At 64.5% G+C, this 22,830-nt stretch carries 21 protein-coding genes and 1 riboswitch; of the genes, 7 read left to right on the top strand and 14 right to left on the bottom strand.

The window, feature by feature from the left end:
* Positions 1-83: 83 nt before the first annotated feature.
* From AC1DT2_RS01160 to AC1DT2_RS01115, 10 genes are all read right to left on the bottom strand, one after another.
* The gene (locus tag AC1DT2_RS01160) at positions 84-956 is read right to left on the bottom strand and encodes a cobalamin-binding protein (protein WP_477293615.1); all 873 of its coding nucleotides are present in this window, start codon (positions 954-956) and stop codon (positions 84-86) included.
* A complete protein-coding gene (locus AC1DT2_RS01155; RefSeq protein ID WP_477293613.1) occupies positions 953-1,741 on the bottom strand; it encodes an ABC transporter ATP-binding protein in 789 nt (262 codons plus the stop codon). The genes AC1DT2_RS01160 and AC1DT2_RS01155 overlap by 4 nt, the downstream gene beginning before the upstream one ends.
* Positions 1,738-2,739: a FecCD family ABC transporter permease gene (locus AC1DT2_RS01150; protein WP_477293611.1), complete on the bottom strand. Its 1,002-nt coding sequence runs from the start codon at positions 2,737-2,739 to the stop codon at positions 1,738-1,740. The genes AC1DT2_RS01155 and AC1DT2_RS01150 overlap by 4 nt, the downstream gene beginning before the upstream one ends.
* 29 nt (positions 2,740-2,768) lie before the next feature.
* Complete coding sequence (locus tag AC1DT2_RS01145; RefSeq protein WP_477293609.1) at positions 2,769-3,914, bottom strand: Fic family protein; 1,146 nt, start codon at positions 3,912-3,914, stop codon at positions 2,769-2,771.
* Positions 3,915-4,020: 106 nt separating this feature from the next.
* The gene (gene mmsB / locus AC1DT2_RS01140; protein WP_477293607.1) at positions 4,021-4,908 is read right to left on the bottom strand and encodes a 3-hydroxyisobutyrate dehydrogenase; all 888 of its coding nucleotides are present in this window, start codon (positions 4,906-4,908) and stop codon (positions 4,021-4,023) included.
* A complete protein-coding gene (locus tag AC1DT2_RS01135) occupies positions 4,905-6,086 on the bottom strand; it encodes an enoyl-CoA hydratase/isomerase family protein (RefSeq protein WP_477293605.1) in 1,182 nt (393 codons plus the stop codon). The genes mmsB and AC1DT2_RS01135 overlap by 4 nt, the downstream gene beginning before the upstream one ends.
* Positions 6,083-6,877, bottom strand: a complete 795-nt coding sequence (locus tag AC1DT2_RS01130) for an enoyl-CoA hydratase (protein ID WP_213948949.1) — start codon at positions 6,875-6,877, stop codon at positions 6,083-6,085. Before AC1DT2_RS01130 ends, AC1DT2_RS01135 begins: the two co-directional genes overlap by 4 nt.
* The gene (locus tag AC1DT2_RS01125; protein WP_477293603.1) at positions 6,874-8,052 is read right to left on the bottom strand and encodes an acyl-CoA dehydrogenase family protein; all 1,179 of its coding nucleotides are present in this window, start codon (positions 8,050-8,052) and stop codon (positions 6,874-6,876) included. The genes AC1DT2_RS01130 and AC1DT2_RS01125 overlap by 4 nt, the downstream gene beginning before the upstream one ends.
* An 11-nt stretch (positions 8,053-8,063) precedes the next feature.
* Positions 8,064-9,587, bottom strand: coding sequence for a CoA-acylating methylmalonate-semialdehyde dehydrogenase (locus AC1DT2_RS01120; protein ID WP_477293601.1), 1,524 nt, complete (start codon positions 9,585-9,587; stop codon positions 8,064-8,066).
* Positions 9,588-9,710: 123 nt separating this feature from the next.
* Positions 9,711-9,929: riboswitch (cobalamin riboswitch) on the bottom strand.
* 40 nt (positions 9,930-9,969) lie between these two features.
* Positions 9,970-10,953, bottom strand: coding sequence for an aldo/keto reductase (locus AC1DT2_RS01115; RefSeq protein WP_477293599.1), 984 nt, complete (start codon positions 10,951-10,953; stop codon positions 9,970-9,972).
* A 199-nt stretch (positions 10,954-11,152) separates the two neighbouring features.
* Between AC1DT2_RS01115 and AC1DT2_RS01110 the strand changes: the two genes are divergently transcribed.
* Positions 11,153-12,049 carry a LysR family transcriptional regulator gene (locus AC1DT2_RS01110; protein WP_477293597.1) on the top strand — a complete coding sequence of 299 codons (897 nt, stop codon included), beginning with the start codon at positions 11,153-11,155 and terminating at the stop codon, positions 12,047-12,049.
* A gap of 347 nt (positions 12,050-12,396) precedes the next feature.
* Here the strand turns inward: AC1DT2_RS01110 and AC1DT2_RS01105 are convergent, their stop codons facing one another.
* Together AC1DT2_RS01105 and AC1DT2_RS01100 are read right to left on the bottom strand one after the other, a co-directional pair.
* Entirely contained in the window at positions 12,397-13,713 is a 1,317-nt protein-coding gene (locus tag AC1DT2_RS01105; RefSeq protein WP_477293595.1) for a PQQ-dependent sugar dehydrogenase, read from the bottom strand.
* Entirely contained in the window at positions 13,706-14,149 is a 444-nt protein-coding gene (locus AC1DT2_RS01100; protein ID WP_477293593.1) for a DUF2231 domain-containing protein, read from the bottom strand. Before AC1DT2_RS01100 ends, AC1DT2_RS01105 begins: the two co-directional genes overlap by 8 nt.
* Before the next feature lie 118 nt (positions 14,150-14,267).
* Between AC1DT2_RS01100 and AC1DT2_RS01095 the strand changes: the two genes are divergently transcribed.
* From AC1DT2_RS01095 to AC1DT2_RS01075, 5 genes are all read left to right on the top strand, one after another.
* Positions 14,268-14,819 carry a DUF2127 domain-containing protein gene (locus tag AC1DT2_RS01095; RefSeq protein WP_331709604.1) on the top strand — a complete coding sequence of 184 codons (552 nt, stop codon included), beginning with the start codon at positions 14,268-14,270 and terminating at the stop codon, positions 14,817-14,819.
* Positions 14,820-14,945: 126 nt separating this feature from the next.
* Positions 14,946-15,647 carry a DUF3348 domain-containing protein gene (locus tag AC1DT2_RS01090; protein WP_477293590.1) on the top strand — a complete coding sequence of 234 codons (702 nt, stop codon included), beginning with the start codon at positions 14,946-14,948 and terminating at the stop codon, positions 15,645-15,647.
* Positions 15,648-15,657: 10 nt separating this feature from the next.
* Entirely contained in the window at positions 15,658-17,754 is a 2,097-nt protein-coding gene (locus tag AC1DT2_RS01085) for a DUF802 domain-containing protein (protein WP_477293588.1), read from the top strand.
* A complete protein-coding gene (locus AC1DT2_RS01080; RefSeq protein ID WP_063570574.1) occupies positions 17,751-18,401 on the top strand; it encodes an OmpA family protein in 651 nt (216 codons plus the stop codon). The genes AC1DT2_RS01085 and AC1DT2_RS01080 overlap by 4 nt, the downstream gene beginning before the upstream one ends.
* Positions 18,391-18,768 (top strand): DUF2894 domain-containing protein, encoded by a 378-nt coding sequence (locus AC1DT2_RS01075; protein WP_477293585.1) that lies wholly within the window; start codon positions 18,391-18,393, stop codon positions 18,766-18,768. The genes AC1DT2_RS01080 and AC1DT2_RS01075 overlap by 11 nt, the downstream gene beginning before the upstream one ends.
* Positions 18,769-18,783: 15 nt before the next feature.
* On the opposite strand, the gene AC1DT2_RS01070 is transcribed toward AC1DT2_RS01075, so the two are convergent.
* The gene (locus AC1DT2_RS01070) at positions 18,784-20,418 is read right to left on the bottom strand and encodes an alpha/beta hydrolase (RefSeq protein ID WP_477293583.1); all 1,635 of its coding nucleotides are present in this window, start codon (positions 20,416-20,418) and stop codon (positions 18,784-18,786) included.
* 352 nt (positions 20,419-20,770) lie between these two features.
* Between AC1DT2_RS01070 and AC1DT2_RS01065 the strand changes: the two genes are divergently transcribed.
* Positions 20,771-22,342 carry a glycoside hydrolase family 30 protein gene (locus AC1DT2_RS01065; protein ID WP_477293581.1) on the top strand — a complete coding sequence of 524 codons (1,572 nt, stop codon included), beginning with the start codon at positions 20,771-20,773 and terminating at the stop codon, positions 22,340-22,342.
* A 64-nt stretch (positions 22,343-22,406) separates the two neighbouring features.
* Here the strand turns inward: AC1DT2_RS01065 and AC1DT2_RS01060 are convergent.
* Positions 22,407-22,830 (bottom strand): hypothetical protein (locus AC1DT2_RS01060; RefSeq protein WP_477293579.1); only part of this gene is annotated, 424 nt, incomplete at its 5' end.

Genomic DNA, 22,830 nt, shown 5'->3' with positions numbered 1-22,830 from the left:
CCGGTCCACAGGGCTCGTGGTGAGGATTCTAGAAAGCCATACGTGATGGCGACCACAAGACGGGGTCGCGGGCGCGCTAAGGGTCAGCGCCGGTTTCGGGCACGGGCTTCGTCCAGCCGGCGGCACAGCACATCCACACTGGCGAGGATGGAGGGCGAGGGCGAGGCGAGTGTGGGGGTATCGACGGTCATCACGTTGTCGTGCTTCACCGCACTCAGGAAACCACTCTGGCGCCATACGGCGAGGTCGTCGTGGCCGCCGCCGTCGCCGCTGATGATGACGTCGGGATCGCGCGCCAGCACGGCTTCGCGCGTGACGGTGGGCGCTGCCTGCGAGAGGTCGGCGAAGATGTTGTCACCACCGCAAAGGTCGAGCGCGTCATCGATGATCTGCGCACGGCCGATCGTCATCAGGGGACGGTCCCATATCTGGTAGAAGACCTTCAGACGTGCCTTGCCGGCATAGTCGCTGCGAAGCTTCGCCAGCGAGGCGTCGAAAGCCGCCGCGTTCCGATCGGCTACGTCCTGCGTGCCGGCGAGCTTCCCGAAACGTCGCGTGGCGGGTGCGACGTCGGCGAGACGCGTCGTCTCCGAATAGAAAATCGGAATGCCGAGCCGACTGAGTTTCTCCACCTGTGCCGCCGGCGTGCCGCTTCGCCAGACGACGATGACGTCCGGCTTGAGACCGACGATCCGCTCCAGATCGATCATCGTGGCGTCGCCGATGATTGGCACCTTCTTCGCTTCGTCCGGATGATCGCTGAAGCGGGAGGTGCCCACGACGTAGGACCCTGCGCCGGCGGCGAAGAGTGCGTCGGTAATGTTCGGTGCGAGGCTGACGATGCGATGGGCGGGAGCCTTGAGCGTGACCGTGCGTCCCGCATCGTCGGTCACCGTCACGTCGGCGCTGGCGGCGCTGGCGATAAAAAGGGCGAGAAGGCCAAGGGCGCGAATCATGGGGAACGTCCGTTGAGGCGTCCGGCACGGAAGAAACGTTCGCCGTCGAGTGTTACGCCGTGGATGGGATGGTGGAAGGCAGCCGACAGATGTTCGCTGGTGATGACCTCGTCCGTGAAGCCGGCAAGCGCACCGCCACTGCCGTCCAGGAGCACGGCATGCGTCGCGTGCTGGAAAGCCAGGTTGATGTCGTGCACCGTATACACCACGGATTTTCCATCATGCGCCGCGGTGTGCAACAACTCGTGCAGGGTCTTCATCTGGTGATGCAGGTCCAGCGACGACAGAGGCTCGTCGAGGAGCATCACGTCGACATCCTGGGTGAAGAGTGCGGCGATGTTCACGCGTTGGCGCTCGCCACCGGAGAGGGTCGTCACGTCGCGCTCCGCCAACGATTCCAGTTCGAAGGTGCGCAGGGCACGCTGCGCCGGCTCGAGATCCTCGTCGCCCCATGCCCAGAACGGCAGCCGAGGGTGCCGTGCGGCGACCACCGCTTCCATCACGGTAAGACTGAAGGCGTCGACGATGGATTGCGGCAGGAAGCCACGCAGGCGGGCAAGCTCGATCGGCCGGTACGCCCGTATATCGCGGTCGCCCAGCAGCACGCGTCCCTGGTCGGGTTCGCGCAGGCCGGCAAGCGCACGCAGCAAGGTCGACTTGCCCGCCCCGTTCGGACCGAGCACGCACCAGACCTGGCCGGGTTCGACGCGCATGCTCAACTCGCGCACCAGCATGCGTTCTCGTACGGAGAGGCTGACGGCCTCAGTGGCGAGAACGCTGCTCATCGGCGCTTCACCAGCAGGAACATGAAGGTCGGTACGCCGATTACCGCCATGACGGCGCCGACCGGTAGCTGGATGGGATCGGCGACGATCCGCGAGATCGTGTCGGCCACGACGACAACGATGCCGCCACCAATCGCGCACGCGGGAATCAGCACGCGCTGGTCATTGCCGATGACACGGCGCAGCGCATGCGGAACCACCAGCCCGACGAAGCCCACGGTACCGGCGGTCGTCACCGCGACGGCGGTCGCCAGCGAAGCGATGACGAAGATCGCGGACTTCACTACGTTGGGGCGAACGCCAAGCGCGCTGGCGGACTCTTCGCCGCGACCGAGAAGGTTGAGCTGCCGCCCGAGCGGTACGACGCACAGCACGCCAAGCAACAGGCTGACCACGGGGAGCAACGGATTGGCCACGCCGCTGAGGTCGCCCATCATCCAGAACAGCATGCCGCGCAGGTTCTTGTCCGGCGCCAGCACCAGCATCATGCTGACGATGGCGCCGAAGCCGGACGCCAGCATCACGCCGATCAGGATGAGGTCGGTGGAGTCTTCGCGTTGCGCGGCACGCTGGCGGGACAACAGATCGCGATGGCCGAGCACGAACACGGCCAGGCAGGCGAGCAGCGCGCCTGACGCCGCGCCCGCGGCGATCAGCACGGCGCCAAGTCCCCCCAGCATGGCGCCCAGGGCGCCCACCGAGGCCCCGCCGGAAAGGCCGAGCGTATAGGGATCGGCCAGCGGGTTGCGTACCAGGATCTGCATCAGGCAGCCCGACATCGCGAGCAGGCCTCCCACGCCGTACGCCGCGATGGAGCGGGGCAGGCGCAGTTCCCAGATGATCGAATGCATGGGCGTATCCATCGACGACACGAGGCCCTGCCACGATGCGGCGACGGTCGAGTCTCCGCCGCCGATCAGCACGGACGCGAGTACCGCGATGACGGCAATGAGCAACATGCCAAGCCAGAGACGGATCGCGGATCCGAAGGTCGCCATGCGCGGTGCTTTCGCAGAGAGCCTCGTCGTCATCGCATCGAGCGCTCCGCCCAATCGATCTCGTAGCGCGTACTGCGGCCCCCGCCGGGGAGTCGGCGCAGTAGACCTTTTTCCGTGAGGTCGCCCAGGTGACGCGTCGCCGTGGCCTTCGAGACTTTTGCCACGGCCTGGTACTGCGAGGCGTTGATGCCATTGGCGAAGCCGCGTTCACCACCATCGAGCAGACGATTGATCACCTTGCGCTGTTCCGCCGTAAGCACGTGGTCTCCGTGCTCGCGCCAGAACCGCGCCTTGTCGAGCACGCGGTCGATGCGCAACAGTGCCTGCTCGAGGCTGTTCAGCAACGTCTGCAGGAACCAGACCAGCCATTCCGTGATGTCGAGGTCGCCCTTTTGGCTCTGTTCGAGCACGCGGTAGTAGCCGGAGCGGTCGGCAAGAATGCTGGCCGACATGGTGTAGAAGCGGATGGCCTGATGTTCCGCCTGGGCCAGTGCCAGATCGGTGATCGCGCGCGTAAGTCGCCCGTTGCCGTCGTCGAAGGGATGTAGCGTCACGAACCAGAAGTGGGCAATGCCGGCGCGCAGGAGTGGGTCGAGCGTCGATGTCCGCGCACTCGACTCGAACCATGCGAGAAAGGCGTTGACCTGGGTGTCCAGGCCCTCGCGTGGCGGGGCCTCGAAGTGCACGGTCGGCTTGTCGAGGCGGCCGGAAATGACTTGCATCGGCGCGTCACCCCGGAGCTCACCGATACGGATGCGTACCGGAAGCCATGTCTCCCGCGCCGGAAACAACAGGTGGTGCCAATGAAACAGCCGCGGGAGGTCGAGCGGCTGCGTGTAGTGCTGGGTGGCGTCAAGCATCAGCTCGGCCAGGCCCTCGCTGCGCGGCGTGCTGCGTCCATCCATCTCACCCTGGAGCCCGAGTCGCCTTGCCAGCGATGACCGTACCGAGGCCGCGTTGAGTGGCTCGCCCTCGATGGCGGAGGACGTGATGATGTTCTGGAGGAGGGAATCCAACTCGGTTTCGAGACCCGCCTCGGCACCGGCCGAACCCACCGCGCCCAGTAGGCGTCCCTGAGCCAACTGGCACGCTCGCAAAAGGGCTGGCACACCGTCACCGTGCCAGCGAAAGGCCGGCCAGTCAGTGTGTTGCCAGATCCATTGGGGGTCGGTCATGTCGCCTCTCTCTGACCCGATGAGCCGAATGCCGATGCTATTCGGCTCATCAAATGAGCCGAATATATCGTTTAATCGGCTCACATGCCACGCCAGCGCCCTGTCCTCAGGGCTTTGCGACGAGCTTCACGACGCTGGAGAAGTCCAGCCCGCCATGACCCGCCTGGCTGTTCATGGCGTAGAGATTGCGCGCGAGTTCGCCGAGCGGAATCGATGCGCCCACGCCCATCGCCGCCTCTGCCGCGAGTCCGAGATCCTTGAGCATGAGGTCGTTGCCGAAGCCGCCGGTATAGCCGCGCGAGGCAGGTGCGTTCTCCAGAACACCCGGCCAGGGATTGCAGACTTCGGTGGCCCAACTGCGGGCCGTGCTCACGGCCATCATCTGCGACAACACGGCGGGGTCCAGTCCGTGGGCGACACCGAGCGCGATCGCCTCGCCGGTGACCGCCATGATGACCCCGAGCGCCATGTTGTTGCACAGCTTGGCCACCTGGCCCGCACCGCTGGCGCCGACGTGGAAGATGTTCTTGCCCATGTTGGCCAGCACGGGGCGCGCCCGCTCCAGCGCGTCCCTCTCGCCGCCCACGATGAAGGTGAGCGTGCCCGCTGCCGCACCCGCCGTGCCACCGGAAACCGGCGCATCGATCATGGTCAGCCCACGTTCGCCAGCCGCCCTGGCGACCTTCTGCGCCGACGCGGGAGCGATCGTGCTGCAGTCGATCACCAGTGCGCCATCGGCAATGTGCCGGAGCAGCCCGGACTCACCCAGGTACAGCCCTTCGACATGGCGACTGGCCGGCAGCATGGAGATCACGACCTCCGCGCCCTGCACGGCGTCCGTTGCCGTGTTCGCGGCGCTTGCGCCGTGGGATACGGCCTGTGCAACCGCCTCGGCGGCAAGGTCGAAAACATGCAGCGTGTGCCCGGCTTTGAGCAGGTTGGCAGCCATCGGGCCACCCATGTTGCCCAGGCCGATAAAGGCGATGCGGCTCATCGTTCATTCCTCGGAGCGGTGTCGTTGCCCAGGTCGCGCAGCGGATGCTCGCCGGCGTTCCAGGGCGCAATGAAGAAGGGTGCGACCCACGTCGGCGTCGCGTCGGCCAGGGTCGCCGGACGCCACCGCGGCGTGCGGTCCTTGTCGATCAGCAAGGCGCGGATGCCTTCGGCGAAGTCGCCGTGGGCGGCGCAGCGCAGGGAGACCACGTATTCGAGGCGGAAGGTGTCGGCCAGCGACAGATGCGAAGCGCGCTGCTGTAATTCAAAGGCCAATCGTGCGGAACCGGGCGCACCCGCGTCCAGCGTCTGCCTCGCCGTGACCAGCCATGGATCGTCGCCTGGCATGGCCTGGATCGCGGCAACGACCATGCCGAGGTCGCCGTGTGCACAGGCAGACGCGATCGCGGCGCGGTGGTCCTGCAAAGGACCGGACGTCGGCGGCACGGCGAAGCGCTCGAGCACCTCCGTGAGCAGGGGCGCGTTGCGCTGGTTATCGTCCGACCATGCGGCAAGGAGCAGGGCCGCATCGAGATGCTCGCGACTGGCTACCGGTAGCTGCACGTCGGCGAGGCCGGCATGAATGGCGTCGCCACTGTTCAGGGGCGCGCCTGTGAGGGCAAGGAAAATGCCCGCCTTTTCCGCCACCCGGTGCAGCAGGAAACTACCGCCGACGTCCGGATACAGGCCGATGGTGATCTCCGGGAATGCGAGGCGCGAGCGCTCCGTCACCACCCGGTGGCTCGCGCCTGCCATCAAGCCGATGCCGCCGCCCATGACGATACCGTGGCCCCAGCAAAGGATGGGCTTCGGATATGTATGGATCAGGTAGTCGAGACGGTACTCCACCGAAAAGAAGTCACTGGCGTAGGCGTTGTTCCTCACGTCGCCGCTACCGCTGGCTTCGTAGTCGCGCATGGACCGATACAGGCTGTGCAGGTCGCCCCCCGCGCAGAACGCTTTCTCACCGGCGCCTTGCAGCACGACCAAGGCGACGGCCTCGTCGCCAGCCCAAGCGCGCAACCGCTCGTCGAGCAGCCGTGCCATGTCGAGTGAAAGACCGTTGAGGGTCTTCGGTGCGTTGAGCGTGGCAACGCCAATGCGTTTGCCGTTACCGGCAACACGTTCCTCGAAGAGCACCGGTGCTTCGGCCGAGGGCGGGAGAGTCACGTCGCTCATGCGTTCTTCCACGTCGGTGCGCGCTTTTCGAGAAAGGCGAGCACACCTTCCTTCTGGTCCTGGCTGTCGAACAGATCCACGAAGGCTTCGCGTTCGCTGACCAGGGCCGTGGCGTGGGTTTGCGTGCGCGTGGCCTGGACCAGCCGTTTGCATGCCGCGACGCTGGTCGGACTCTGCTTGCCGGCTTGCAGCGCCCAGGCGATGGCGCGAGCGCGCGATTCGCCTTTCGGCACGACGTCTTCGACCAGACCGATGCGCAGTGCCGTYGCCGCATCCACTCGCTCACCCAGCAGGATCATTCGCTTGGCCCAGCCTTCGCCGACCAGACGCGCGAGGTTCTGCGTGCCACCCGCACACGGCAGTAATCCGACGCCAGCTTCGGGTAACGCCAGCTGAGCCTGTTCCTCGGCGATGCGCAGGTCGCAGGCGAGGGCGCATTCGAGACCGCCGCCCATGGCGTAACCGTTGATCGCTGCGATGCTCACCCCGCGGAAGGCGGACAAGGCCTCGAACGCTTCGCCGAAGCGGCGAGCGGCTTCTCGCGCCACGGCCTTGTCGCCATCGGCGAACTGTTTGAGGTCGGCGCCGGCCGAGAAGAACTTCTCGCCTTCGCCCGTGACCACCAGCGCATAGATATCGCGGTTGGCGTCGAGGTCGTGGACGAGGTGGCGCAAGGCGACCAGGCTATCGCGGGTCCAGGCGTTGGCTGGGGCATTGGCCAGCGTGACGATGGCCACGTGGCCGTCGATCTCCAGCGTAAGCCCGGTGTAGCGCGTCGCGGTGTCGCTCATCGCAGTTCCTCTTCGGTATTGAGCAGGTGACGCGCGATGATAACGCGCATGATTTCATTGGTACCCTCGAGGATCTGGTGCACGCGGGAATCGCGCAACAGCCGTTCGATCGGGTACTCGCGGATGTAGCCATAGCCGCCATGAATCTGCAGGGCATCGTTGCAGATGGTGAAACCGGCGTCCGTGGCGAAGCGCTTGGCCATCGCACACCATACGGTCGCATCGCTGCTGCCGGCATCCAGCTTGCGTGCCGCCGTATGCACCATCTGGCGTGCGGCGACGAGCTGCGTGGCCATGTCGGCAAGTTTGAACTGCAAGGCCTGGAATTCCCCCAGCTTCTTGCCGAACTGCTTGCGCTCACCCATGTAGCGACGGGCTGCATCCAGTGCGCCCTGGGCGGCGCCGAGCGAGCATGCAGCGATGTTCAGGCGCCCGCCATCGAGTCCCTTCATCGCGATCTTGAAACCTTCGCCTTCGGCACCCAGTCGATGGTCCGCGGGAATACGCACGCCGTCGAAGCTCACGCTTCGCGTCGGTTGACTGTGCCAGCCCAGCTTCTCCTCATTGCGCCCATAGCCGATACCCTGAGAATACGCCGGCACCGCGAAGGCACTTATGCCGCGTGCGCCGCCTTCACTGGTGCGTGCCATCACCACCAGCATGTCCGTCGCTCCGGCGCCGGAGATAAACGCCTTGTTGCCGCTGATCACATACGAGTCGCCGTCACGCTCGGCCCGGGTTTTCAATGACCCGGCATCCGAGCCGGCGCCCGGCTCGGTGAGGCAATACGACGCCAGCTTCGTGCCGCTGGCGAGAAGCGGTCCCCATATGTCGCGTAGGGCCGGCGTCGCGTGTGCGGTGAGCATCCAGGTGGCCATGTTGTGGATGCTGATGAAGGCGGCCGTCGAGGGATCGATGGCAGCGAGTTCCTCGAAGACGATGGTCGCATCCAGGCGCGTGAGCCCCGTGCCACCGGCCTTTTCGTCAACGTAAAGGCCGCAGAAACCAAGGTCGCCGGCCCTGCTTATCGCCTCACGCGGGAACTCGCTCTCTGCGTCCCAGCGCGCCGCATGTGGCGCAAGCTCGGCCAGGGCGAACGCGTGCGCGGCATCGCGAAACGCGAGCTGGTCTTCGCTCAGGTCCGTTTGTGGCGGTGGTGTCCGGGGAATATCCATGACCGCGGCCATCACTTGAGACTGATGGTGGTGTTGACGCCGACGTGTAGCGTGTCGTCGTCGAACCAGCGCTGTGTCACCGTCTTGGTCTGGGTATAGAACATGACGACCTGCTTGCCGTAGGGGCCGAGGTCGCCCAGCTTCGAGGCGCGCGAGCCGGTGAAGGAGAACAGCGGTACCGGGACGGGAATGGGCACGTTGATACCCACCTGGCCCACGTCGATGTCTTCCTGGAAGCGACGCGCAGCGGCACCGGACTGGGTGAACACGGCCGTGCCGTTACCGTTCGGATTGGCGTTGACCAGCGCGATCGCGTCGTCGAGCGAGTCGGCGGCAAGGATGACCAGCACCGGCCCGAAGATTTCCTCGTCGTAGATGCGCATGCCGGGTCGCACGCCGGAAAAGATGGTCGGACCGACGAAGTTGCCGTCCTCGAAGCCCGGCACCCGCGGTTTGCGGCCATCGAGCTCGAGGATGGCGCCTTGCTCGATACCCGAGGCAATAAAGGCCTCGACGCGCTCGCGCGCCGCACAGGAAATCAGTGGGCCGACATCGGTATCGGCGGCGTTGCCTGCGCCGACCTTCAGCGTCTTCGCCTTGCTTACGAGGTCGGCTATCCAGGATTGCGACTCGCCGACGAGCACCGCGGTCGAAGCCGCCATGCAACGCTGTCCCGCCGCGCCGAACGCCGCGCCCGCGAGCGCGTTGAGCGTCTGGTCCTTGTTGGCATCGGGCAGCACCACGGCGTGGTTCTTCGCGCCCATCATGCACTGCACCCGCTTGCCGGTCTGCGATGCACGGTGATAGACGTGCGTGCCGACACGCGTGGAGCCGACGAAGGACACCGCCTTGATATCGGCGTGGTCGCAAATCGCGTTGACCACGTCTTCGCCGCCGTGCACCACGTTGAGTACGCCCTTCGGGACGCCGGCTTCGAGCGCCAGTTCCACCAGGCGCATCGTCACCATCGGGTCCTGCTCGGACGGCTTCAGCACGAAGGTGTTGCCGGTGGCGATCGCCATCGGGAACATCCACAGCGGAATCATCGCGGGGAAATTGAACGGCGTGATACCCGCGCAGACACCAATCGGCTGCAGGAGAGTGTAGGTGTCGACGCCGCCGGCCACGTTGTTGGCGAGTTCGCCCAGCTGCAGGTTGCCGATGGCGGCCGCGTGCTCGACCACTTCGAGGCCCCGGAACACGTCGCCTTCCGCGTCGGGAAGGGTCTTGCCCTGTTCGGCGCTGAGCAGGGTGGCCAGCTCGCCCATGTGCTCGCGAATCAGTTGCTGGTACTTGAGGAAGATACGCGCGCGTACGCCGATGGGCGTCTTGCGCCAGGTCTTGAACGCTTGCGTGGCGGCGGCAACGGCAGCGTTCACCTCGTCAGCCGTGGCGAATGGCACGCGCGCGAGGATGGCCTGTGAGGCGGGATTGACGACATCGCGCCATTCGGTGGTTTGGGATTCGACGAAGACGCCGTCGATCAGCAACTTTACGGTCGCGACATCGGCCGCAACTGAGTCCAGCTTGTTCATGGTCCTGCTCCGTACGCTCACCCGCGAAATGGGTGCTGCGGAGCAGACAAGAGGACCCGGAGCAGCGGGTGGCCGCGCCGTATCAGCCCGTCCGGTTGCCCGCCGCAACACCCGAGGAGGCACCCTAAGGCGCCTGCACAGGCCGGTCTCCGGGCTTGCGAGCGATGCGTACCGCACCACCCCGACACCTTCCCGCGCTAGCGCAGTGGTCTCTCGTCGGGTGTTCTCGCTTACCGTTGCGGGGGCAGCGCCGGAATAGGATCTCGCGATCCGCACCGGCTTCCCGTTTCACCCTGCGCGCCGCGTAAGCGACGACAGGACACCTGTGATCTCCCGAGTGTAGCCGGGTGGCCGAACCGCTCAAGCTGCAGTGCGGTAGAACTCAGCGGCCGACGAGCGCCTGCAGGTGGGCCGGATAACGCTCTCCCTGCAGCGGAATCTTCGAGACCGAGTCGTGGATGTCGCGCAGATCCTCGTCGCTGAGTGCGAGGTCGGCCGCACCTAGGTTCTCTTCCAGTCGATGCAGCTTGGTCGTGCCCGGAATCGGCGCGATCCATGGCTTCTGGTGCAGCAGCCAGGCGAGCGCGATCTGTGCCGGCGTGACGTGCTTCGCGTTTGCGATGGTACCCAGCAGATCGATGAGTGCCTGATTCGCCTTGCGCGACTCCGCAGAGAAACGCGGCACGCTGTTGCGGAAGTCCTTGCTGTCGAAGCTCGTAGCGGCGTCGATCTTGCCGGTAAGAAAGCCCTTGCCCAGCGGGCTGAAAGGAACGAAGCCGATGCCGAGTTCTTCCAGGGTCGGCATCACTTCGGCTTCCGGCTCCCGCCAGAACAGCGAGTATTCGCTCTGCAGGGCCGCCACAGGCTGCACGGCGTGAGCGCGGCGGATGGTCTGCACGCCCGCTTCCGACAGGCCGAAGTGCTTCACCTTGCCTTCGGCGATCAGGTCCTTGACCGCGCCGGCCACCTCTTCGATGGGTACGGACGGGTCGACGCGATGCTGGTAGAACAGGTCAATCACATCGGTGCGCAGGCGCTTCAACGAGGCCTCGGCAACGGCCCTGATGTGTTCGGGGCGACTATTGAGTGCGCCTGGCACACCGCCAACGTCGAAGCCGAACTTGGTGGCGATCACCACCTTGTCGCGGAAGGGGGCGAGTGCCTCGCCAACGACTTCCTCGTTGGTGAACGGGCCGTAGACCTCGGCCGTATCGAAGAAGGTTACCCCGCGCTCGACCGCCGCCCGGATCAGGGCGATGGCCGGTTCGCGTTCGGTGGCGGGGCCGTAGCCGAAGCGCAGTCCCATGCAGCCGAGGCCGATGGCGGAAACTTCGAGGCCGGTCGATCCGAGTTTGCGTGTCTGCATGTCGTGTCCTCTGTGAGCTGACCAATCTAGGGGCCCGGTGCTCACGCGACTAGCCGGTCAAACCGGCTTGGTCTCATAGCCAGAATTCATGAATCGACTCCCAGGGGGTGCCGGAATGGGGCGATTCCTCGCTGTAGCCCAGCACGGGTGTTCCGGATGCTAAAATCCTTGCGCCATTCATGAGTGGGTTTCACGTGTCATGCGCAAGGATCTCCACGACCTCGTCGCTTTCCTTGCCGTTGCCCGGGAAGGCAGCTTCACCCGCGCGGCCGCGAAACTGGACACCACCCAGTCGGCGCTTAGCCACACCATCCGCAAACTCGAGGGCCGTCTCGGCGTGCGCCTGCTCGCCCGCACCACGCGCAGCGTGTCGACGACGGAAGCAGGGCAACGGCTGGTCACCAGCATCGGCCCGATGTTCGATGACATCGAGGCGGAGCTGACGGGTTTGAGTTCGTTCCGCGAGAAACCGGCCGGGGCGATCCGCATCAGCACCTCGGTACACGCCGTGGAAGCCGTACTCGAACCGATGCTGGCGACCTTCCTGCCGCGCTACCCGGATATCCAGGTCGAGGTATCCGCCAACAACGAACTGGTCGACATCGTCGCCGAACGCTACGACTTCGGTATCCGTCTGGGCGGGCAGGTCGGCAACGGCATGATCGCGGTACGCGTCGGTCCGGACTTCCGGATGGTGGTGGTCGCCGCGCCGTCGTATTTCGAACGACGTTCCCGGCCGACCGTGCCGCAAGACCTCACCGCGCATAACTGCATCAACATCCGTCTGCCCACCTACGGCACCTTGTTCCCCTGGGAGTTCGAGAAGGAGGGCCGCGAGATCAAGGTTCGCGTCGAAGGCCAATTGACCCTCAACAGCACGGCGCACATCCTGCGGGCGGCGCGGGACGGCCTGGGACTGGCCTGGGTACCGGAAGATATGGCCCGGTCATACATCGAGGCCGGAGAGTTGATTACCGTGCTGGAGGACTGGTGTGCCCCGTTCCCGGGTTACCACCTCTATTACCCCAATCGTCGGCACATGTCGTCAGCACTTACGCTCTTCGTAGACGCGCTGCGATACCGCGGATTGGCGTAATCTTGCATCAGGCGCGCGACACGCGTGGTAACCCTGACTGAGGAGGCGATATGAGCAAGGGCCTGGATTCAAAGAAGAGCGACAAGAAAAAGCCGGAAAAGACGATGAAAGAAAAGAAAGCCATCAAGGACGAAAAGAAAAAGAACGCCAGGTAACAGCCTGAGTTTTGTGGGAGCCGGCTTTGCCGGCGATGGGGTTCGGGGCAACCCGGCTATCGCCGCTGAAGCGGCTCCCACAGAGAGAGTAAACGTCAGCTCTTTGTAGGAGCCGATTCATCGGCGATAAGGCACGGCTACGTAGCGCGGCCTTATCGCCGATGAATCGGCTCCTACAACGGCTTGTACCGCCTATTTCGCGGCGGCCGCCGTCACGCGCCAGACCGTGTCGCCGACATCGTCCGCGACCAGGATCGCCCCTTCCTTGTCCTGCACCAGGCCCACGGGGGCGCCGAAGAGTTGCTTCTCATCCTTGGAGTAGAAGCCGCTGACCACGGACACGGGTTTGCCGACCGGCGTGCCGTCCTTGAACGCCACGAAGACGACCTCGTAACCGCTCAGCGGTGAGCGATCCCAGCTGCCGTGTTCGCCGATGAAGGCGCCGCCCTGGTAGTTCGCCGGGAGCCCGTTGCTGGCCGACATCAGCAGGCCCAGTGGCGCGACATGCGAGCCGATCGCATAGTCGGGCTTGATCGCCTTGGCGACCATGTCGGGGCGCTGCGGTTTGACGCGGCTGTCCACGTTCTGGCCGTAGTAGCTATAGGGCCAGCCGTAGAACGCGCCTTCCTGTACCGAGGTCATGTAGTCCGGCACGAGGTCGGCGCCGATCTCGTCGCGCTCGTTCACGATGGCCCAGAGCTTGCCGGTGGAGGGCTCCCATTGAAGTCCGGTCGGATTGCGCAGCCCCGACGCATAGATGCGGCTCGCGCCCGTCGCGACATCCACTTCGAGGATGTCCGCGCGGCGGTATTCCACGGCCAGGCCGTTCTCGGTGATGTTGCTGTTGGAGCCCACGCCCACGTAGAGCTTGGTGCCATCCGGGCTGGCCAGGAGCGACTTGGTCCAGTGGTGGTTGATGGTGTTCGGCAGGTCCGTGAAACCGACGCCGGGCGTCTTGATCTCGGTTTCCCCGGTCACATAAGGAAACTTCACGATGCCATCGGTGTTGGCGACATAGAGCGTGTCGCCAATCAGCTGCAGGCCGAAGGGCGAATTCAGGTTCTCGATGAAGATGTGCTTGTCCCACCCACCGCTCGCGTTCTTGCGCAGCAGGGTGATGCGATTGCCGCCCTTGCCCCCCTTGCCCGACTGGTTCTTCACCATGCCGGCGAAGAGCTGCTTGGGTGTGGTCAGCGGTTCCGTGCCCGGACCGTTGGACTCCACGACGAGCACGTCGTCGTTGGGCAGCACATAAAGCTGGCGCGGGTGCATCAGGCCGGCGGCCATGGCTTCGATCTTCAGGCCGGGCGCGACCGTCGGGATCTGGCCCTGTTTCCAGCCTGCCTTGTCGGGCACCTGCATGGGCGGCACGATGAAGCTCTGCGCCTTGGGCAGGGGCGGGTTGTCGCCCGACTGCTGGTCGGGCTGCAACGACGCTTTCTCGTCACAGCCGGCAAGGACGGCCACGCAGGCGATGGCCAGCACGCTGCGATAAAGGGTCTTATTCATGGACGAGGCTCCCAGGAGCGGTCGGCTGCACGGCAATGACGATGTGCGAGATGGCCAGGACCAGGACCGTCAGGGCGGAAAGCCAGACGCCGGCGGGCATCACCGCATACGCGTCGCGGCTGTGCACGAAGGCATTGATGACGGCAACGATGATGGCCAGCAGGTTCAGCCAGAAATCCAGCCGTTCGGCGGCGACCGTGCTGCGCCGGGAGGTAATCCACACCTGCACGAGGTTGACCACGCGCGGGATGATGGCGAACACCAGGCCGATGGCGATGAGCCACGCGGCGGCCTTCATCCAGAGGATCTCGCCGCTACGGCTGTAGACCACATCGAAGATCAGCGCGGCGACGAAGAAGCCGAAGGGAATGGGATTGAGGAGGCCGTAGATGGCGTTGGCCAGGACGGAGCGACGCGGTGCGGGACGGTAGCTCATGGGCGGCTGTCTCGATGGGATGGATGGATTGCGGTCGCGGGCGGACGCTGCAAGCTAGTCCGGCCTGTGTCGAGGCTATGTCTGGGATCCGGCCGCGGCTTGTACCGAATGCACCTCCTTGTCTACTAAGATCGGCAGCATGGCCCCTGACAGCACATCGACCGATCCGGAAGCGACGCCCCACTACCCCGCCGGCCTCCGCATCATCGCGGTCTACAAGGCGGTCAAGACCATCGGGCTGATCTTCATCGCCATCGCGGCGTTCCGCCTGGATGAGCAGGAAAGTTTCCAGCACCTCGTGCAGTGGCTGGAACACCTGCAATTGACCGAAAGCAACGGCATGCGCTGGAGCCTGGTGCACCTGCTCGAGGGCATGGGCCCGGCGAAGTTCGTCGCTGTCGGCATCGTGGCGTTGGTCTACGCGGCGATCTTTGCCACCGAGGGGATCGGCCTGTGGCTGCGGAAGTACTGGGCGGAGTGGTTTACCGTCATTGCCACCGGCTCCCTCGTTCCGGTCGAGATCTACGAATGCTTCGAGCGTTTCAGCTGGCTGAAGCTGGCCATCCTGGTGGCCAACGTGCTCATCGTGATCTACCTGGTCCGTGTGGCGATGCGTCCTCGTGAAGGTCACGGGGCCCAGCCGGCCAATCCCCGCCCGACGGGCGCCTGAGCGCCGGCCACCCCATTCTCAGGCGCCCTGATATTCCCGCGGCATCTGAGACCCGGCCTGCCATCGACGTGCAACGGCCTTGCCTGCGTTCGCGTGTAAAATGGTCGTCTTTTAGCCGGTCAAAGCGTGCAAGCAGCACCTCAACGGTCGACGGTCCGGGGCCCGGCGTTCATTCGCCTGCTGACCCGCCTCACCGACGTCGACGCCCCACAATCCGGTGCTTCCCTTCCGGACCGGCTGAGCCACTGGCTCGACTGGAAGCAGGCGGTCGCCTTGTCGACGGCGCTCGATGGCAACCCTTCGGCACCGGACGATGACGTGCCGGTCTTCGGGCAGGCGGCGGAAGATGAGTGCCTGCGCTCGCACGATGCGCTGGTCCATGCCATCAACACCGACCGCGCCTTCCTGACCTCGGCGCAGCGGGAGGCCCTTGGCATGCCGAACCTGGATGCCGCCAACGACTACGCGCCGCTTCGTCAGCGCTATATCGCCCTGCAAAGGAAGATCCAGGCGACCACGGGCAGCCTCAGGGGCAACCTGCGCGACATGCTCGCGCAGGGGTCGCCCGAGAAGGCCCGGCTCGCGGAGGTGGACGCGGTGATGGAGCTGGCGCTGAGCGCGCGCGAGCAATCCCTCCTGGGTAAGGTGCCCACCCTCTTGGGCGAGTACTTCGACGGCCTGCGCCAGCGCACCCAGGGCTCACCCGCCGACGCGTCAGCCTTGTGGCTGGACGTGTTCCGTAAAGACATGCAGAGCGTACTGCTCGCCGAACTGGACGTTCGTTTTCAACCGGTCGAAGGCTTGCTCGCAGCCCTTCGTGCCAGCTAACTGGAAAGTCATGTTCAGAAATTTTCTCAACCTTGCAGTGTTCGTCGTCGGCTTCGTCGCCGTGTGCTGGATCGGCGTGGGCTACGTGGGCTCGAACCCGCTGGGTGCCGCCGTCGCGCTGCTGATCGGCGTCTGCTACATCGCGGGTGCGCTTGAACTGCATCGTTATAGCCAGGCAACAGGCACGCTACAGCATGCTGTCGCCGATCTGTCTGCCACGCCTTCGAGCCTGGGCAGCTTTCTCGATCGCCTGCACCCGAGCCTGCGCCATGCCGTCCGCTTGCGTGTCGAAGGTGAGCGCGTGGCATTGCCTGCGCCGTCGCTTACGCCGTACCTGGTCGGCTTGCTGGTGCTGCTGGGCATGCTCGGCACACTGTTGGGCATGATGGCCACGCTCCGCGGTACCGGCCTGGCGCTGGAAAGCGCCACCGACCTCCAGGCGATTCGTGGATCGCTCGCTGCTCCCGTGAAGGGACTCGGCTTTGCCTTCGGCACCTCCATCGCCGGCGTCGCCACCTCGGCAATGTTGGGGCTGCTGTCCGCGCTTTGCCGCCGCGAGCGACTGGAAACCGTGCAACTGCTGGACGTAAAGATCGCGACCACGCTGCGCATTTACTCGCAGACCCATCAGCGCGAGGAAGCATTCAAGCTCCTGCAACAGCAGACCGAGGTGATGCCGACACTGATCGATCGCCTGCAGACGATGATGGCCGGCATCGAGCAACACAGCCAGCATGCGAGCGAGCGGCAGCGTGCCGCCCAGGAAGCATTCCATGTATCGACGGGCGAGATCTACGCGAAGCTCGCGTTGTCAGTGGAACAGTCGCTTAAGGACAGTGTGACCGAGAGCGCACGCGCCGCGAGCGCAGCGTTTCAGCCGGTCATGGAATCCACGATGGCCGGCCTCGCACGGGAAACGGCGTCGCTGCACGACACCGTCACCCAGGCCGTGCAGCAGCAGCTCGAAGGCCTTTCCAGCGCGTTCGCTTCGAGCACGGCCGCCGTCGCGGATATCTGGACGGACGCTGTCACCGGGCAGCAGCAGTCGAACGAAACGCTGGCGCGGGATCTGCGCGCCTCGCAGCAACGCTTTGCCGAGACCTTCGAGCAGCGCTCGATCAGCCTGCTCGACGGCGTCGCCACACGCCTGGATACGACGGCCGGCCAGGTCGCGGGCGCGTGGAGCGAGGCGCTGGCAAAGCAGGGCACCGCACACGAAGAGCTCGCCGCACGCAATGAGCAGGCCCTCGTCGCCGCATCGGCCGCATTCGAGAAACACGCGTCGTCGTTGGTCAGCGTCGTGCAGGCTTCGCACGAAGATCTGCAGGCGAAACTGCAGGCCGGTGACGCCGAGCGCCTCACGACCTGGGCTGACTCGCTCGCCGCGATGGTCGCCGCACTCGACGCGCACTGGGAGCAGGCCGGAGAGAGCGTCGCYGCTCGTCAGCAGGACATCTGCGACACGCTGGCGCGCACGGCAGGCGACATCGCCACGCAGACCCAGGCGCACGCGAATGAAACCATCGCCGAGATCTCCCGCCTCGTCGACGCCGCATCGGAAGCACCCAAGGCCGCGGCCGACATCGTCGCCGAGTTGCGCCAGAAGCTTTCCGACAGCATGGTCCGCGACACCGCTATGCTCGAGGAGCGCAGCCGCCTGCTCGCCACGCTGGAAACCCTGCTCGACGCGGTGAACCACGCCTCCACCGAGCAGCGCGTGGCTGTCGACGCGCTGGTCACCACATCGGCCGACCTGCTGGAGCGCGTCAGCACGCGATTCACCGACCACATCGAAGCCGAGACCGGCAAACTCGAGGTCGTGGGAACGCAGATCGCGGGCAGCGCGGCCGATGTGGCAAGCCTCGGCGAGGCCTTCAGTAGCGGCGTGCAGTTGTTCGGGCAATCCAACGAGGCGCTCATGGAGCGCCTTGCCGTCATCGCCACCGCGTTGGACAACTCGCTCGCGCGTAGCGACGAGCAGCTGGCGTACTACGTGGCCCAGGCGCGCGAAGTCGTTGACCTCAGCATGCTCTCGCAGAAGCAGATCATCGAAGAAATGCAGCAACTCGCTCGCCAGCGCGCCTCCGTCGGGACGGAAACGGCATGAGCGACGATATCGAGTTCGAAGGCGAATCGGTCGCGCCGATCTGGGCCGCCTTCGGCGACCTGATGTCGGTACTGCTGGGCGCTTTCGTGCTCATCCTCGTCGGCGTGATCGGCGTGCAGCTGCAGCTGTCGCATCGGCTGGACGAAGAGGTGAAGCAGCGACAGGCCGAAGCGCAGCGTCGCATGACGCTGGAACAGGCGCTGGCCGCGCCACTGGCGGCCGGGCGCGTCACGCTGGTCAACGGGCGCATCGGCATTCGTGGCAGTGTGTTGTTCGCCCTCAATTCCGATCAATTGCAGCCGGAAGGCCGCGAGGTATTGAAGAGCCTTGCCGGCCCGTTGTCGAACTACCTCACGACGCGCGATGAGGTCCTGATGGTCAGCGGCTTCACCGACGACCAGCAGGTGCACGACAGCAACCGTCATTTCACCGACAACTGGGAGCTCTCGGCGCAGCGTGCCCTCACGGTCACGCGCGCACTGATCGCGGATGGCGTGCCGGCGCCATCGGTTTTCGCGGCCGCATTCGGTTCGGAGCAGCCGGTGAGTGCGAACGATAGCGACGAAGGCCGCGCGAAGAATCGCCGCGTGGAGATCGCGCCGATTCCGAAGCCGTCGTCCACCAACGTGACGCCCCATGCGCCCTGATCGTGGGCCGCTCGGACGTCTCGCCGACGAAATCGTCGCCCGCTCGTCGTCGTATCCCGAACTGGCGACGCTCGATCAGTTCCAGAAGCTCTGGTCGCGCATGCGTACCGAGAGCCAGTTGCGTCAGTCCCTTGAGCACGCACCGGAGAACGCGGGTCCGCTCAACTCGAGTGCCCTGGTCCATCGCTCGATCGCGCTCATGCGCGATCTCTCGCCGGGCTATCTCCAGCACTTCGTGTCCTATGTCGACGATCTCTCATCGCTGGAGCAGCTGGGTCACGGCGCCGCCGCGATGCCCAGGGATGTTCCGCAGGCCGCTACCATCGGTAAGCGGCCCCGGGCCAAGGCGCGTTCGCGTCGCGAGTGACCGCCACGGCGCCGGTCATCGGTCGTCGGAGGGACTCTCCGGCGCCGTCGACGCCGTTCCTCGCGCGACCACATACATCTGCTGGCTCATCTCCTTGAGCAAGGCATTCGGATCGTCCCCTTTGGCGTAAAGATCCATGTGCGCCTTGTTGGGCAGGAAACGGATATCCGACCTGGCATGCAGCCCGTCGAGGACGGCCTTGAGCTTGTGCACGGCGCCGTCCAGATACCAGCTGTCTTCCGTACCCACGACGATGTGGATCTTGCCATCGAGGTCCGGCTTCAGCGTCGGCCAGTTCAGGCGGATGTATCGCGCAATGTCGTAGTGCTCGATCCAGTAGGCCTGCACCTGGGGGTCGATCTGGCCTGAGTAGCGATCGAACAGAAGCATCGGTGTTCCGTCGACATTCCTCGGCGAGAACACCCACTCGTAAGATGACACTTGTCCGCCGTAGGGACCCAGGACGCGTTCCAGTTGCGCGGCATCGGCGAAGGACCCCTCGCCGTGAAAGTGAACGCGGCTGATGGGCCAGAGCATCCCGTCCGGCCGTCGATAGAAGTTCGCGTTGCGTGTGTAGATATCCACGCCGGAGAAGTCATGGAAGTCGACCGGATCGGGCGAGGTCGACCACGTGCCACCGAAGATTTTCGGATACTGCGTCTGCAGCCACAGCGTCGCCCAGCCACCCGATGAGTGCCCGGTGAGAAGGCGGCCGGAGGGCTTGGCATCCATGCGGAATTTCGCCTCGAGCTCGGGGATGAGCTCCTTCGTGAGGGCGTCTCCCCAAGGGCCATTGTTCACCGAGTTGGCGAACTCGTTCGTGCCGGTGGTACCCGATTGGTCGAGGAACACCCAGATCATCGGCGGCATCTCACCCCTGCTCGTGGCGAGATGCACCGTGACGACATCGTCGACAAGGCTGTTCTTGTCTCCGCCGTAAGCATGGGTGAAATACACCGTGGGATACCGTGTGCGGGCGCCGCTGTTGTAGCCGGGCGGCAGGAGTACCCATCCGCGCATGTGCGTCGGGCGTCCCGAGAAGTTCGAAAGCAGCCGGCTTGTCACATCGAGCGGTTGGGTGCTTCGTCGGGCCTCGGGCGCATCGGCGCGTATTTCCGGCGTCTCCCAGTCCAGCTGCCAGGGATCGGGATCGGCCTGCACCTGCACCAGTGCGAGGGTCGGAGAAACGACAAGGGGCAGGCGCACGCTGATGATCGGACTGACCAGATCGCCGGTGTCGCGTCCGCTGTAGTTGTAGTTGTGATCCTGGTCCAGCACGGCCTGCAGCAGATACTCGCCCGCCGGTAGTTCCGAGAAGCGGGTAGGGAAGGCAACCGCGTCCGTGTCGATCTCCGTGGTCTGCTCCGGCGCCAGCCTGACGATCTCACGCGCCGCCACGGCCGTCCGCGTGGGATGCCAGGGATCCGCGTCCACCTGGGTCACCTTGCCGCCCTTGGCCTGGGCCTTTGCGTTTTTGGCCAGGGTCGCAAAGACCAGCAAGCGACCCGACACGGGACGCTTCGCCGCGCCGTCGAGCTTTACCAGGACGATGGGCGGCGTATGGCTGGCCCGCCAGCGCAGCGTGACGGCGCTACCTAGCAGCCCTGAGAGCATCAGGGCCACGATCCATAGGGTGGTGCGCGTCGTCATGCTCTTGGTTTTTCCTCATTCGGACGATCCCTTGTCCGGGGGGAGATCGTAATACCGAATCGACCCGCCTGACCGAGCCGTGTGTCGATATCTTCCCTCGCCGGTGGTGCCGGCGGCCAGCATCCATCGTCGGTCTTCACGCAGAAAGCTGCGAAGTCCTCTTCGTTTTCGCGCCTGATGCTCTCGGGCGCAGGGGTGGACCAGATGGCGCATTTTTCCGCGGCCGACTGAGCGCTGCATCGGTTTGGTCTATCGGCCCCGCGGCAGGTTCGCTATGCTGAATCGAGGCGAAAAGTGGAAAGCGTAGTGATCCAGGTGAGCTGCAACGTGAGCGACAGGATGCCCGGGCGCCATGGATGAGCGAGAGGTGAGTCCTCGCTGGGCAGTCGCCGCTTCCATCGGTTTGATCTCCCTGCTCAGCCTGCTTGCTCTTTATGTGCCGCGCTTCGTAGCGCCCATCGTGGCGGCTGCCAAAGCGGCGCCCCCGGTCCGTCAGATCATGCCCGCCGTCGACGTTTGGCTGAGCACGGCAGATCACCAATTGAAGCTGGCGCGTCAACCCGATATCGAGGTGAGCGCCCAAGATGCGGCGAGCGCCGATATCGTCATCGATACCAAGACCCGGTACCAGACCATCACCGGTTTTGGCGCGGCGATGACGGACTCCTCCGCATGGCTCCTCCACACCCGCATGAGTGCGCAGCAGCGCCATGATGTGTTGAGCGAACTGTACGGACCGCCGCCCAACCTCAACTTCAACATGATGCGCCTGACCATCGGCTCGTCGGACTTCTCGTTGAACGTCTATACGTTGGACGATATTCCCTTCGGCCAGACCGACCCGCAGCTGAAGCACTTCAACATCGCGCCTAACCTGCAGGACGTCGTGCCTGTGATGCGGGAAGTCCTCTCCATCCATCCCGGGATGCTCACCATCGCATCGCCCTGGGGCGCACCCGCATGGATGAGAACCACTCAGAATCTGCTGGGCGGGGAACTGGAAGAGCAGTTCGAGAGCACGTATGCGGATTATCTCGTCAAGTACCTCGACGCTTACGCGAAGCAGGGCATTCCGATTTTTGCCCTGACCTTGCAGAACGAACCCGCCTACGCGCCGATCAGCTATCCGGGCATGACCATGGGTGCTAAGACGCGAGCGCGACTCGTCTCGCAATATCTCGGCCCGAAACTGGCCAGTCGCAAACCGAAGACCAGCATCCTGGAATGGGACCACAACTGGACCCCCGTCGAAGAACCATTGGCCGTGCTTGCCGATCCCGATGCCGCGCGCTACATCGATGGCGTCGCGTGGCATTGCTACGGCGGCAGCCAGCATGAGCAGGGCCGTGTGCATCGCGCGCATCCTGACAAGGACGCGTACATAACAGAGTGCACCGGCGGTGAGTGGCCTTTGTCCGTCAACGGCGAGTTGCTCTGGTTCTCACGAAACCTGCTCGTCACGGGAATCAGGCAGTGGGCGCGTGGCGTCGTCTACTGGAACCTTGCACTGGACGAGAATCATGGTCCCCACTTTGGTGGGTGCTCGCGCTGCAAAGGTGTCATCACGATCGATTCGGAAACGGGCGAAGTGACCCGCAACGACGAGTACTACGCGCTGGCACATTTCAGCCGCTTCGTCGAGCCGGGAGCATTCCGGGTGAACTCCACGGATACCGACGTCAACGACAATGGCGTTGCGAACGTCGCATTTCAGAACGACTTCGACGGATCGATCGCTTTGGTGATGGTGAATCTCAACAAGGAGATTCGACGCATCTCGGTCGTCGACGGCAAGAATCGATTCGAATACGCGATGCCGCCAGAGAGTGTGGCGACCTTTGTGTGGGATCCGGACCTGGCGCGCGGATGGATATTGCGTGCCCTGCGTTGGCTAGGACCGTCGAGGACCCAGCTTCACCTGTAGTCATCGCTTTGTACGAACAATTCGCGCGAAGGCTTCGGCCTAACGCAAGGCGTATCTACGATGGCTAAGGCGCATCTTCCTTTGCAAGCAGAGCGACGACGACACGTGCCGACTCCAAGCCGCAATTCTGAGCCAGGCCGTCCAGTAGCCGAAGCCACTTCTGCCGATGGCTAGTGCTTCTGAGACTGAAGAACTTTTCAATTGCTTTCTCTGCAGAGGCATGCTGATCCGGCGAAAAAAAATCTGCTAACCGCGCGCTGTTGAGTAGGTGTATTCCGCAAACACTAATTGTATTCCTTCCCTTTGGATGACCGTCTTTGGCTTGAACTCGATTGAACTTGTCGTACTCGAGAAAGTGGTCCCACTCGTCAATTTGAGGATGGACGATCAGATAGTCGGTCGAGCGATCTGGTGGCTCGGATGGGCAAGTCACGGGCGCGGCCAAGACTCGTTTATTGCTCTTCTTTCCGCCGCACGTCTTGCAGCAA

This window comes from Luteibacter sp. P4_E6 (genome assembly GCF_056401535.1).
The sequence above is the reverse complement of the archived record's forward strand: the minus strand, read 5'-3'. Positions and strand labels throughout refer to the sequence as shown.